Consider the following 13,540-nt stretch of genomic DNA (forward strand, 5'->3'; position numbering starts at 1 on the left):
CTACTGCCGCATCAGGGCAACGACACGACGGTGACCGTCGACCCCGGGGCCACTCTGGATCCAGGTCCCGGGGTCTGCGACACCACGAGTGAGCCGTCGGTGTCGAATACCTGACGGACCTGTACGTCCAAGCCCAACCGCTGAACCGTCTCTCGTGCCGAGCCGACGGACCGGCCGAGCAGCGACGGCACCGACACCGCGTTCGAGATCTGCAGTTCCACACTGCTTCCCGCGGTGACGGACGTGCCGATCTCCGGTGACGTACCCGCGACGCGGCCGCCGTCGACGTCCTTGTCGAACTGGTCCTGGGTGCCGGACACCGAGATGTCGACAGCGGCGAGCGCTGCCGTCGCCTCCTCGGCTGTCAGGCCGTTCACGTCCGGAACGTCCACCGGCGGTGCGCCTTTGGAACGCAGGATCTTGACGGTGTCGCCGACGGCGAGTGTGGTTCCCGGTGCCGGATCCAACGCCGCGACCCCGCCGACGGGGGCGGTGGTGCTGAAGGCCTCACCGCCGTCGACCGGTTCGAAAGTTCGCTCACGCAACAGATCCTGCATGTCACCGATCGAGATGTTCGACGTGATGTCCGGAACGGTCGGCTTGCCCAGCGACACGAGCACGTCGACGGTGTCGCCCTTTGCCACCCGTGAACCGGAGGCCGGGTCGGTGCCGATCAGAGCATCGACCGGCATGGTGTCCGAGTAGGTGCCCTGGACGGTGTTCTCCAGGTCCGCGGCCGCGAGCGTGCTCTGTGCGCTCTGCAGATCCAATCCGCCGATTTCGGGGACGGAGGTGTATCTGCCCGATCCCATCCACCAACCTCCGATTCCCACGGCGACCGCCAGTAGCGCGACGATGGTCAGCCAGATGACGATGGCTCGGCGCGAACGCTGCCGGTCGGCATCGAAGTCGGGGAACTGGTACTCGCGGCGACCCGGTGCGCGCGGCGGTGCGGCATCGGCCGAGTCGTCGTCGACGGTCGGTCCCGAAGCGTCGCCGCGATACGTCGGTGCAGTCTGAACGCGGGTGTGATGCACCACAGCATCCGGTGGGGGCGTGGACGGCACCACCTGGGTGGGTGGTTCGGCGGCGGGGCGCTCGCCGGCGAACGTGGTGGGCGCACCCAACGCTGCAGCACTGCGATGTTCGGCCGAACGCCGCGGCGCAGGCACGCGGTACGGGGGCAGTTCCAACCGTCCACACACCACGCGGAGCGCACGTGCCATCTCGTCGGCGTTCTGGAACCTGGAGGCCGGGTCTCGATCGGTGGCGCGGGCCACCAGCTCGTCGAATTCCGGCGGTACACCAGCGATGTACGCGCTGGGATGGGGAACATCGTTGTCGATCCGCTGGTACGCGATCGAGAGGGACGTGTCACCGTTGAAGGGGGTACGCCCGGTCAGCAACTCGAACAGGACGACACCCACGCCGTACACGTCGCTGCCCGCATTGGCGGACCCGGTCGTCACCTGTTCGGGCGAGAGATAGGCGGCTGTGCCCAGAATGACGGAACTCGACGTGGCATTCGAGGCCGCCACGGCTCGAACGAGGCCGAAATCGGCGATCTTCACGTCCCCGCCGTCCGAGATGAGAATGTTCTCGGGTTTGATGTCGCGGTGAACGAGGCCTGCACGGTGAGCGGTACCCAGGGCGTCGAGAACCGGTCGGACGACCGCGGCAGCGGCGTGCGGCGGCATCGGCCCACGCTCACGGAGAAGTTCGCGCAGGGTTCCGCCCTCCACCAACTCCATGACCAGAAACGCGAACTCTCCGTCTCGGCCGTGGTCGTACACAGCGACGAGGCCCGGATTGTTGAGCCTGGCCACGGCCCTCGCCTCGAACTCGAACCGGGCGACGAACTGCGGATCCTCGGCGAACTTGGGGTCCATGATCTTGACTGCGACCGGTCGGTCCAGCCGGGTGTCGAGTGCGCGGTACACGGTCGACATTCCGCCACGTGCGATGGGCGCGTCGATCCGGTAGCGCCGATCCAGCAACGAACCCGTCGAAACGGATCCATGCAGATCTTTCCACATCACCTCGTCTACCTCCTGTGGAAAAAGTGGGCGCTGCCTACGTGATGGTAGCCAGGGTTGGTATCGACTTCGTCTCGGCCGCACCGAGCACCGACGTCGTCTCGGCCCGCGTTCGTGCGCGGTACGGGCGTTTTTCGTATACGAGACCGAAGCAGTTAACGTTACTGCAGTGAGCACAATCCCTTACTCAGGCGACGTCCTCGATCCGTCCGAATCGCTGCTACAGCTGACGGACGTGAGCAAAATCCTCGAGGTTCCGAAGTCGAGGGTCGAGCAGATGCTTCGCGACCGCCAGCTCCTGGCAGTCAAGCGTGAACGCGTCCCCGGCGTACCCGAGGTCTTTCTCGACGCCGAACGCCGCGAGATCGTCAAAGGACTTCCCGGACTGCTCGCCGTTCTCCACGACGGCGGATTCGAGGACGAGGAGATTCTGAAGTGGCTGTTCGAGGCCGACGACAGCCTCCCCGGTCGGCCTATCGACGCGATGCACGGTCACCTCATGCGCGAGGTGATCAGGCGCGCGCAGGCGATGGCGTTCTGAGGTTGATCCACCCGGTGGCGAGCAGCCTCGGCGCCGCCACCGACAGCCTCCGTCCGCGCGACACCCGCGCGCGCTCGAACAGCACTCGGTAGCCGTTCTCCTCGACCTCGCGCAGAATTCCGCTGTAGAGGAGCGACGCGGTCCGCATACCTGGGCGCACCCGAGGATCGAGAAAATCGATCCCTGGATCCGCGACCCGGTAGATCGCACGGGTGTGCACGATCAAGTGGGCAAGCGCGCGGTCCACCCGCGGATCGGTTCGTTTCTCCCGACGGCAGTACCGAAGAAGATCCTCGTCCACGCCGAACGCCGCTAGCTCGTCGGTGGGCAGGTAGATCCGGTCTCGGTCGAGGTCCTCGCCCATGTCCCGAATGAAGTTGGTCAGCTGGAAGGCTTCGCCGAGGGCAGCGGCAGGCTCCTCCGCACCGTCGACGGCGGTGCCCAGAATGGGCAGCATCTCGAGGCCGATGACGGCCGCGGACCCGTACATGTATTCACGAAGTTCGGGCATGGTCCGGTAGCGGGCCTTGAAGAACTCGGTGCCCGGGATGTCCATGCGCATCGAATGGAAGAACGCACGGAAGTACTCGTGATCGATGTGGTACCGGTTCACGGTGTCCACGAAGGCGCGAAGGACCATGTCCGACGGACCGGTGCCGAGTTGCTCGCCGTTCAGAGCCGCCGTCACTCGCAGTTCGAGCTCGTCGACGGAGGCAGCCGCACGTTCGTCCGCGGGCGCCAGAGACGTTGCAGCCGTGTCCGTTTCGGTCAGAGACCCGTCGACGTCGACGTCGATGATGTCGTCCACCATGCGCGCGAACCCGTAGAGAGCATGCACGGCAGCGCGCTTCTCGACCGGAAGAAGCCTCGTCGCGAGGAAGTACGTCTTACCGTGGCGGGCATTGAGATCCCGGCACAGGCGGTATGCGTCGTGCAGCGCTGGGTCGATCGCGTCGAGTTCACCCATGGTCGGCCGTACTCGTGCGGTCCGTCGTGTCGAGCTCGGACGTCGTCTTCGGACTTCGCTTCTCGGGGTGTCCGCGCAACCGGAGCGGATCCACCCGAGTCAGTGACACTGCCGCGACCACTGCCGCGAAGGTTGCGAGCGCGACATGCGCAACCGTGTACAGCCCGATCGATCCGTCGGGCCGGAACACGAGCATCAACCAGGTGGACAGCCCCACGAGAACCATCAACGTCCTGGTCGACAACGCGAAACCGGCCGCGAGCGCCAGCGGCCACGAGTAGTACCACGGCAGAGCGGCGGGGGAGAGAACGACGATAGCGACGAGCGCGATGACGATGCCCTTCACCGCGTCCCGTTCGGTTCGGCGGAACAACCACCAGGTTCCGACGATGATGACTGCCAGCGCGAGCGCACACAGCATTCGTGTCACTTCGAGGACGGGGCCGAGACGGAGATCCAGGAACCACGACGTGCTGACGGTGACGAGATGCGCGAGGATCGTCGGCAAGGAAAGCCAGTTGATGATCTTGGCAGAGCCGGACAACGCCGTCAGCCACCCGATTCCGACACCGGCCACGACCGATGCGATCGCGAACACTGCGGCGAACACTCCTGCGCCGGTTCCTGCCGTCTTCGCGAACGACACGATGGGGGAGGACGGTGCACGATTCTCCGCGACGGCCTTCTCCCGTTCGTGAATCATCCAGATCCACACCATGAACGGCAACGCCAGACCGGCTGTTGCCTTGATCGCGACCGCTATTGCGACCAGTGCGACCCCGGCGACGTGTTTTCGTTCCAGAACCAACACGATTCCGGCGGTCATCAATCCAACCATCAGCAGTTCGTTGTGAACGCCGCCGATGAGGTGGATGAGAACGAGGGGGTTGAGGACGGCCAGCCACAACGCGATCGCGGGTTTGCCGCCGAGGTGCGACGCCAGACGCGGGACGGCCCACATCATCAAAGCGAGTCCCGGCAGCATCGTGATGCGCAGGAGCATGGTGCCCGCGATGACGTTGTCGCCGGTGACGCTCGTGATGGCCTGTCCGAGGAGCAGGAACAGTGGCCCGTACGGTGCCGTAGTCGTGGTCCACACGTTACTGACGTTGTCCAGCAGGATGCCGGGATTGGCGACCGGGCCGACAGCGTAGGGGTCGAAACCGTCGCGTAGCAGCGCCCCCTGCGCCAGGTACGAGTAGGCATCGCGGCTGAACATCGGTACGGCCAGCAGTAACGGCGCAGTCCAGGCCGGGACAACCCAGCGCAGTTCTCGCAAAGAGGTGCGGCCTCCGAGCGTCGCGCGGCCCAGCCGGACCCAGGCAACGATCATCAGGACGACGCCAACCCACACGATGATGCTGGAGATGATCAGACCGTGGCCGAATCGTAGCCACGACAGGTGCATCGCTTCGAGCAACGGGTCGCGGCGCCGGACACTGCCCGCGCCGAAACCTCCGAACGTGATGAGCGCCGCGCCCACGACGCCGAGGACGGCAGCGTGGCCTTCCGGACTACGCAGGAAAGAAGCCAGGTGTCGAACCCTCGAGTCACTTGCCGCACCCGAGGAGGACGCAGGGCTCGAAACGGTGCTGTCGCCGGGTTTCTCGGATGGGGCCGAACCCTGAACCGGGGACATCGTTGCTGTCATCCTCCTCTCGGTGTCGCGGACTTCAAGCGCCTGTGGTCCGGACGGTGAACACGAAGCACCGCGCCGATGGCCGCAGTCAGTTTAGTTGGTGATTTCGGGCGATCCGAACCATCCCGCGACTCGGGCGGATGTCACGGTGTTCCGACGATTCTCTCCGCGGCCAGTTTGCCGGACACGAGTACCGTCGGCACGCCGACACCCGGCGTGGTCGCGGAACCGGCCAGCACGACGTTCGAGAGCCCGGACACGAGATTCCGGCGTCGGAACGGGCCGGTCTGACGGAACACATGAGCCGAGGAGAACGGCGATCCTTCCACCATCCCGCGATCGGCCCACGTCTGGGGCGTGTCGATGTGATCGATCGTCATCGACCGGATCCCGTGGTAGCCGCGGCGCTCCAGCTCGATCCCCAGCTCCCGTACATAGGGGTCACGCAAGCGTGCCCAGTCCAGTGGTGCGCTGTCCAGGTTGGGGCACGGGGCGAGCACGGACACCGGCTCACACGCCGTTCCACCCCGCTGAACGAGCAGCGACCGATCGGACACCGAGGGCCGAGTGATCAACAGCGACGGGTCGCTCATGAGCGAACCACGCCCGGAACGAGCGGTGATACGGCGGAAGGTCGCCGCCCAGTCCGCACCGAAATCGATGGTGTGGTGCGACTCGGACGGCCATGTCGCGGTCACCGACGTGGGCACGGTGCCGTGGAAGACCACCGCCGACGGCGACACCCGACCGTAGCCACGGCGTCGGCCCGCCCGGGTGACATTCGCTCTGTCCAACAGGGCGTCGACGACGGGGAGGTCGGGCGTCAGGACGAGAGCATCACATGGAATCTCGGTGCCGTCGGACGTGATCACCGCCGTCGCGCGCCCGTCGGTGACCACGATGTCCGCGACTTCGGTGCCGGTGACGACGGAACCGCCGTGCTTGCGAACGGCATCGGCCATCCCCGCCGCGATCGTCGCCATCCCGCCGGCGGGGAAATACACCCCGAGCGAAGTGTCCATATGGGCGATCGCGCCGTAGACGGCGAGTGCCCGCGCAGGCGCCATCCCCGCGTACAGGGCTTGGAAGGTGAACACTCGACGCAAGCGGTCGTCCTTCAGGAAGCGATCCACCTTGGGTCCGAGCTTGCCGAACCCTCCCAGACGGGCGAGGGTAAGCGTGTCCCGTAGAGCCGCCGGAGACGAGACGAGGTCGAGGGGAGAGTCGAAGTTCGAGTCGATGTACCGATCGAACTCCGAGTCGAAGATTGCAGCGAGCCAGCGGCGCAGGGATCGATACCCCTCGGCCTCGGCAGCGCCGCATTTCTTCTCCACCTCGGCGGCCATCACCTCCGGGTCGGCGAAGACGTCGATGGACGTGCCGTCGGCGTAGCGCGTGTGGTAGCTCGGCGCCAACGATTCGAGCTCGATCGCCGGGGTGACGGACTGGAACGTCTCACCCACGGCGGCGAGGGCGGCTTCGATGAGGTCGGGCATCGTGAGCACGCTGGCCCCGTTGTCGATGTCGTACAGGTGCGATCCGTCCTCGTCCTGTACCGGATAGATGCCGACCCGGCCGCCGACGGACTGCTCGCGTTCGAGCACCGTGACCGATCGTCCCGCACCGAGGAGACGCAGTGCGGCAGAGAGACCGGCCAATCCGGCTCCTACGACGACCACCGAGTTCGTGGGTCCATTGATGGCGCGCACGTGAGCCTTTCGTCAGGTGTATCGAAGCGTGTACGTCAGTACTGCCGCTGTGTTGCTGCTGTACCCATGCGCCGCAGTTGTTCGGCCGCACCGGGCTCGCAGTCGCTGTTGTCGAGTGTCACGAAGGCACGTTCGGTGAGATCCGAGATTCTGCGTTCGACGTCGTCGACGGCGCCCAGGTCGGTCAACACCGTCCGTACCTCGCCGATGCGCTCCTCGGACAGCTCGTGATCACCGAGCGACGTGCGAATCAGCGCGGCGGACTGCGCGTCCGCATCGGCCAGCGCGACCGCCATGAGGACGGTCCTCTTGCCCTCACGAATGTCGTCGCCCGACGGTTTGCCGGTGACGGCGGGATCGCCGAACACGCCGAGCAGGTCGTCTCGGAGCTGGAACGCCAGGCCTATGTCGGTGCCGAACGAACGGAACGCGGCAATCAGCTCCGGGGAGGCGTCGGCGAGGGCGGCGCCGAGATGCAAAGGCCGTTCGACGGTGTATGCCGCCGTCTTGTAGCGGTTGACGCGCATCGCCGCCTCGACGGACTCGTCCAACCCTGCCTCGGCCTCGATGTCGAGAAGTTGTCCGCCGAGCACTTCGAGGCGCATCGACGACCACACGGGGGACACGCGTGAGGAGGCGTCGGCATCGACTCCGGATTCGCGCAGCATGTCGTCCGCCCAGCACAGGGCGAGATCGCCCAGCAGAATCGCAGCCGATTCACCGAACCTGGCCGACGAGCCTGCCCAGCCGGCGGACCGGTGGCGATCGGCGAGAGCGACGTGCACCGTCGGGGAACCGCGGCGCGTCGTGGAGGCGTCGATGATGTCGTCGTGGATCAGCGCGCACGCCTGAACCAGCTCGAGCGACGAGCATGCTTTGATCACCGCCGCAGCCGTCTCGCCCGACGGCTGCCCGCCCGCGCCGAGCCAGGCAGTCCACGCGAACGACGGGCGAACGCGCTTGCCGCCGCGGAGAACGAATTCGGTCAGGTCGTGGACCGCCGAGACGTAACCACCGCCCACGGCTGCAACCTGATCACGACGGGATTCGAAGAACTCTGCAAGAGCGGTCTCGACCAACTCGCGAGGTGTGGTGGCACCAGCGGAGTCGCCCGGTGTGCCGGCGGGGATGTCGACGGTCGTCAGGTCGACGGTGCTGGGCGTGGTCGTTTTCCCGGACAGAAGATCCTCCAGTCGATCCGAACGTGCAGGCTGCGGTTTCAACAGTAGCGGTCCGCGTCCGATTCGCACGCGCGCGACCTTCCCGCGCAACACCCCAGGCGGGAATCTATGATGTCCCGGTGACATTTGATTCCGTCAGGGGGCGGTCGAGCGACGGATTCGTAACGCGAACGCCGTCGATCGTGGACCGGCTGCGCAGCGACGGCGCGGCCCGAATTCCGTTCTCCGTCGAATTCTCACCTCCTCGCGACGAAGCAGGTGAAGCGCGCTTGTGGCGCGCGGTGCGTGAGTTCGAGCAGCTGCAGCCTGCGTTCGTGTCGATGACCTACGGGGCGGGTGGGTCCACCAGGGATCGGACGGTCCGTGTCACCGGCCAGATAGCTGAGGAAACGACGCTACTGCCCGTGGCGCACCTGACCGCCGTGTCGCACAGTGTGGACGAGCTGCGGTCGATGGTCGGTTCCTATGCGGACCGCGGAATCTCCAACATCCTGGTCCTTCGTGGTGACCCGCCCGGTGATCCGCTCGGCGACTGGGAAAAGCATCCGGACGGTGTCGAGTACGCGGACGAGCTGGTCACGCTCGTGCGAGAGCTGGGCGACTTCCACGTCGGCGTCGCGTCGTTCCCCGAAGGCCATTACCGTGCGCTGAATCTGGAACAGGACACTCGGGTTCTGGTGAACAAGCTCCGTGCAGGAGCCGAGTACTCCATCACGCAGATGTTCTTCGATGTCGACGACTACCTCCGCTTACGTGATCGGGTGGTCGCGTTCGATCCTGAGCAGGGGGCGAAGCCCATCGTGCCGGAGATCATGCCGATCACGTCGCTTCGCACGGTGCGGCGAGCTCTGGCGCTGTCCGGGTCCGCGCTGCCGAAAGCACTGGACGACCGCTTCACCACAGCGGCCGGGACCGGTCCGGAAGAGGACAGGGCGGCGGTGCGCGAGGTGGGTATCGAACTCGCGACACAGATCGGTGAGCGGCTGATCGCGGAAGGCGCACCGGCGCTGCACTTCATCACCCTGAATTTCGCGAAGGCCACGCGCGAGGTACTCACCAACCTCGGATTGTGCGCCGCCAGGGTCTAGGACTCACCGGTTCTCGGAAGTCCGTGCCCGGCGCACTCGTCAGAGCGGACGACCCTTCCACGTGATCGAACCGGTCTTCGATCTGAGGAACGAGTCGACTGTCAGTGCGCCGTAGAGGAGTACGGACACCGGGTGAACAAACGCCGCCGCAACAGCTCCTGAACCGACGACCCCGGACTCGGCTCGGTCGGCCACGAGACGCGCTGCCACGGCCGCGCCGTAACCGCCGAGGCCCCACCTACGGGTGCGGCCCGAGCCGAACACTGCAGCAACGGGTGGCAGTACATACGCGAGTGCAGCCGCACCCAGAACAGCAGTGGAACCGACCGGCCCGCCGAACGCACTCCACAGCCAGCGGCTGTATCCCTCACGGAGATCGGACCAACCGTCGTACATCCGGCACCGCGCCAGCTCACCGCCCAACACGACGGCCGTACGGTGCCCGGATCTGCGCAGCGCCCGGGCGATGTCCAGATCCTCTGTGGCGCTGCTCGCGACCGACTCGTGCCCCCCGATATCCCGATACGCGCGGGCGTCGAACATCAGGAATTGACCGCATGCGACGACGGTCGACGGCCTCGTCGAGGCATTGGCGACCCGTACCGGCAGCGTCGACAGCCAGGAAAAACTCAGAAGTGGTTGCACGAGGCGCTCGGCGCAACTGTCTGCCTGTTGCCGTGGCCACGGACTGACAAGGGCAGTGCGCCCGCGTCGGAGCTCCGACACAGCCGCGGCGATCGCACCGGCCGACAGTCGCACGTCGGCGTCGACGAACGCAATGCAGTCGGGCCTGCCCGCCAGGGCCTGCCCCGCCAGCGTGTGGCAGGCGGCCGCTTTGCCCGTCCAGCCCGCGGGCGGTTCCGTCGTCGAGCGGCGGACGTGGAACCGTGGATCGGAATCAGCCGCGGCGACGGCGGCCTCGAACGTGCCGTCCGTCGACCCGTCGTCGAGAACGAACACTTCGAGGGTGGGGCAGTGGACCTGCTGCCGCAGATCGGCGACGAGTGCCGAGATCAGATCGACCTCGTTTCTCGCAGGGATGCACACGGCGACGGAGCCGGGAACATCGGATGTGGGCCGACGCAGCGACCTCATCGACAGAGCATTGACGGCAGTCGTCGCCGCGCCGACACCGGCAAGCGCCGCACCGGCCGTCGTCGCCCGCCTGACCGCGTCGCGGAAATCGGTCACACGGACGACGGTGTGCGTCGCACGGGAGGATTGCGTGTCACCCACGCCATGGCGCCGACGATCGCTGCGATGCCGACGGTGACGCCCCCGACGATTCCTGCCCATCCTGCGAAACTGCGAGTGTTCGGGTCGGGGTAGTTGACCTCGGCGCGCATCGACGTGACCTCACCTGCCGGCAACTTCCAGGTGATGATGTTGTCGCCCTCACGGGTTCCGTTGGTTGTTCCGATTCGAGCCGGGAACGCGATGGTGAACTGCACGTCCGTGCCCTGAGCGGGAACGTTCTGCAGATCGGCCTTGCCGTCGAGAGTGACGGTGTCCCCAGCGCGCTGGAGCACCAGTTGATAGCTGCCCGTTGCCTGTTCGGACATCTGGCCGAGGGTCTGCACGTCTCCGAAGGACAGATCGTTGAATCGAGCTTCGGTGCCCACGTATCCGTCCTGGCGGTACTCCTGGATGCGGATCTTGCTGGCAAGAGTCGACGGTGCGACCAACTGGGGGCCGGTGTCGGTGTCCGACGTGGGAATCGTCGCGGCCACGATCTGACCGGACACCCGATCGTCCGCGGACACACCGATCGACACCTGGGCGCGGAGACACCCGGTCAGTAGCGGCGCGAGCAACAGGGTGAGCGCGAGCACCTTCGCGATGCGGTTCCGTCTACGAGTACTACGTTCGCGTGATGTCGACTGCACAGCGACATCGTGCCAGAGAACCAGGCCGGTCGACGACGCACGGTGGCGATCACCGCGCCGTGTCGATCGTCCTTCGCCTCGATCGGGTGGTCCACGTCCACACGAGGGGTACGCCGACGGTCCCCATGACGACGAACCCGTAGATCGCGGAGAATCGAAATTCGGGACCGGAGAGGAAGACTGCGTGCGCGAAGGCGGAGCCCAGCCACGTCCACATGAACAGGACGATGGGTGCGGAATCGGTGAGACGAGGCGGATCCGTGCGGATCACCGACTTTCCGGCGAACTCCACGATCACGGCCATCGTCAGTGCCACGACGAACCAGCCCAGATAATTCGTCACCGGAATCGACGGGATCCCGGGGAGTCCGGCGATGGGCGAGGTCCAGGTCCACTGCCCGTCCGTGACCATCTGGGTGTCGAGGTAGAGGTCCCAACCGACCATTGCGACCGCCGTCATGACGATCCGGTGCAGCGTCGCTCGCTGATCTGGACGGACACGGTGCAGCAGAAGCGAGACCGCGCACCAGATGGGGTAGAAGCCGGCCGTCCAGGCCAACGGCACCACCGCGGGAACACCGAGGATGTCCGGGCCGAGTCGACTCGTGGCGTAGAAGTACGAGCCGAACGGGAACCCGGTTGCGGTGCCGACGATCTCGGCAGCGATACCGAGCCCGGCCGTGGTGACGAACAATACTGCCGCCCACTTGACGCCCCGGGTGATCGCGGCGTGCGCGAGAGCGGACGCCGCGAGCAGCGCGACGACGGCGACAGTCACGACATCGCGGTTCGAGCCGCTCACGAGCGGATAGACGATCTGCGCCGTCACTGCACTTCCGGCGAGGATCCACACGAATCTGTTCATCGCCGCTTCCGTCCCAGCCACGCTCGGACACGGCCGCCGCCGTGGTCGGACAACGCGATCTTCGCCGCCGTCCGTCCGCTGGCCGCGGACACGCCGCCGCCGGGATGGGTGGATGCGCCCGTCAGGTACAACCCCTGTGCACCGGGCACACGATGGCCCGCGAGTTCGGGGACCGGACGCCAGATCATCATCTGGTCCAAGGACATCTCCACGTGCATGATGTTCCCGCCGATCATTCCCAGTTCGCGCTCGATGTCGGTGGGGGACTGGACGTAACGGTGCAGGATCGTGTCGCGGAAGCCGGGCGCGTACGACTCGAGCGATTCGACGATGCGGTCGGCTTCGGTCTCCGCAAGATCCGTCGCCACGCGTTCGGTGTCCGACGCACGCCATCGCCGTCCGTCGGACAGGGTGTGCGGATGCCACTGCGACCAGAGAGACACCTGGTGCTCGCCCTCCGGTGCCACGCTCGGTTCGATTGCGGTGAACGACATCCCGAGGACGGCAGGCTCGGGCGGCAGATCTCCTGCCAGGGCGTGACCGTGCGCACGGCGCAGTTGCCGGCGATCGTGCACGAGCAACTGCAGACCGGAGGTACCGTCCTGCACCGAGGGTGCACTGGAATACTGCGGCACGGCGGAGGTGGCCAGTCGGACCGCCATTCCCAGGCCGGGCCCGACGCGGATTCCTCGTCGCCATGCCTCCGTTCGTCGACGATCGAATCCTCCAGCGTCGAGCAGGTCCAGAGTCGTCAGAACATGGCAGCCGGCGACGACCGTGCGACTGCGAATCGACCGACCCGATTCCGTGCGCGTCGTCCACCCGTCGCCGGACCGCGCCACTGAGACGGCGCCGTCACCGACGGTGAGCTGACCTCCCGTGGCGACGAGCTTCGAGATCATCGCCTCGGTCAACGCGCCGCTTCCTCCGACGGCGCGACCGGGTGGAAGTGTGTGCATCAGCGCCGCGAAGCCAACCATGGGCGCGGTGCCCGGTTCCGACATCGGCGGGCCGGACTGCGCACCGAACCATGCGAGGGCAGCTTTCAGCCTCTCCGACGAGAACGTGGCGTCGAGCAGCGCGTCCCCGGTCGTGAGGAACTCACGGGAGAGAGCACTCCCGCCGTCCGGCGCATCGAGTCCCCAGAAGGAGCGCACCAGATTGGCTCCCGTCGGCGCCGCCGAGAACGCTTTCATGGTGCGTGCGCTGCGCGGCCCCCAGGACGCGACGAACGTCCGATACGCCATCGCATCCGCAGCACCGCACGACCGCGCGATGGAGTCACAGGTGGCGTCGAGGTCGCGACGAAACACGATGGCCTCGTCGTCCGTACCAGGTGCGCCGGGAGCGATCGCCCACGGATCGCAATCGACGTAGACCAGACCGTGGTCGGCCAGACCGAGTTCCTCGACGACGCCGGTATGCCGAACCATGATGTGAGCAGACGAGCCACGGTCGACTCGGTGGCCGGGGAAGCGCTCGGCGGACGACACGCCACCACCTGCGATCGTGTCCTTCTCCACGACTTCGACGGACAGGCCGGCGTCGGCCAGGTAACACGCTGAAGTCAAGGCATTGTGGCCTGAGCCCACTACGAGAACATCGATCACGGCACCAGCGTATAGATC

11 protein-coding genes are annotated in these 13,540 nt (G+C 66.3%); 2 read left to right on the forward strand and 9 right to left on the reverse strand.

Annotated elements, in window-relative coordinates:
- Nucleotides 1-11: 11 nt before the first annotated feature.
- Nucleotides 12-2,036 carry a Stk1 family PASTA domain-containing Ser/Thr kinase gene (gene pknB, locus CH293_RS21670; protein WP_094721462.1) on the reverse strand — a complete coding sequence of 675 codons (2,025 nt, stop codon included), beginning with the start codon at nt 2,034-2,036 and terminating at the stop codon, nt 12-14.
- 169 nt (nt 2,037-2,205) lie between these two features.
- Between pknB and CH293_RS21675 the strand changes: the two genes are divergently transcribed.
- The gene (locus CH293_RS21675; RefSeq protein WP_019665946.1) at nt 2,206-2,577 is read left to right on the forward strand and encodes an Rv2175c family DNA-binding protein; all 372 of its coding nucleotides are present in this window, start codon (nt 2,206-2,208) and stop codon (nt 2,575-2,577) included.
- Here the strand turns inward: CH293_RS21675 and CH293_RS21680 are convergent.
- From CH293_RS21680 to CH293_RS21695, 4 genes are all read right to left on the reverse strand, one after another.
- Entirely contained in the window at nt 2,549-3,544 is a 996-nt protein-coding gene (locus CH293_RS21680; RefSeq protein WP_037109153.1) for a phytoene/squalene synthase family protein, read from the reverse strand. The genes CH293_RS21675 and CH293_RS21680 overlap by 29 nt on opposite strands.
- Nucleotides 3,537-5,183 (reverse strand): alpha-(1->6)-mannopyranosyltransferase A, encoded by a 1,647-nt coding sequence (locus tag CH293_RS21685; RefSeq protein WP_037109152.1) that lies wholly within the window; start codon nt 5,181-5,183, stop codon nt 3,537-3,539. Before CH293_RS21685 ends, CH293_RS21680 begins: the two co-directional genes overlap by 8 nt.
- Nucleotides 5,184-5,326: 143 nt before the next feature.
- Nucleotides 5,327-6,892, reverse strand: a complete 1,566-nt coding sequence (gene crtI / locus CH293_RS21690) for a phytoene desaturase family protein (RefSeq protein ID WP_037109150.1) — start codon at nt 6,890-6,892, stop codon at nt 5,327-5,329.
- 35 nt (nt 6,893-6,927) lie between these two features.
- On the reverse strand, nt 6,928-8,022 hold the full coding sequence (locus CH293_RS21695) for a polyprenyl synthetase family protein (protein ID WP_255122955.1): 1,095 nt from the start codon (nt 8,020-8,022) through the stop codon (nt 6,928-6,930).
- 170 nt (nt 8,023-8,192) lie between these two features.
- Between CH293_RS21695 and CH293_RS21700 the strand changes: the two genes are divergently transcribed.
- Entirely contained in the window at nt 8,193-9,161 is a 969-nt protein-coding gene (locus tag CH293_RS21700; RefSeq protein WP_170945318.1) for a methylenetetrahydrofolate reductase, read from the forward strand.
- Between the two features lie 39 nt (nt 9,162-9,200).
- Here CH293_RS21700 and CH293_RS21705 read toward each other — a convergent pair whose 3' ends face one another.
- Genes CH293_RS21705 through CH293_RS21720 form a run of 4 tightly spaced genes read right to left on the reverse strand, consistent with a single transcriptional unit; the run spans nt 9,201 to nt 13,522 of the window.
- Nucleotides 9,201-10,352 (reverse strand): glycosyltransferase family 2 protein, encoded by a 1,152-nt coding sequence (locus CH293_RS21705; RefSeq protein WP_037109146.1) that lies wholly within the window; start codon nt 10,350-10,352, stop codon nt 9,201-9,203.
- Nucleotides 10,349-11,047 carry a DUF3153 domain-containing protein gene (locus tag CH293_RS21710; RefSeq protein ID WP_037109144.1) on the reverse strand — a complete coding sequence of 233 codons (699 nt, stop codon included), beginning with the start codon at nt 11,045-11,047 and terminating at the stop codon, nt 10,349-10,351. Before CH293_RS21710 ends, CH293_RS21705 begins: the two co-directional genes overlap by 4 nt.
- A gap of 49 nt (nt 11,048-11,096) precedes the next feature.
- Nucleotides 11,097-11,912 carry a carotenoid biosynthesis protein gene (locus tag CH293_RS21715; RefSeq protein WP_170945319.1) on the reverse strand — a complete coding sequence of 272 codons (816 nt, stop codon included), beginning with the start codon at nt 11,910-11,912 and terminating at the stop codon, nt 11,097-11,099.
- Nucleotides 11,909-13,522, reverse strand: a complete 1,614-nt coding sequence (locus tag CH293_RS21720) for an NAD(P)/FAD-dependent oxidoreductase (protein WP_094721463.1) — start codon at nt 13,520-13,522, stop codon at nt 11,909-11,911. Before CH293_RS21720 ends, CH293_RS21715 begins: the two co-directional genes overlap by 4 nt.
- Between the last annotated feature and the right edge of the window lie 18 nt (nt 13,523-13,540).

The organism is Rhodococcus sp. 14-2470-1b (assembly GCF_002259415.1).
Classification (GTDB): Bacteria; Actinomycetota; Actinomycetes; order Mycobacteriales; family Mycobacteriaceae; genus Rhodococcoides.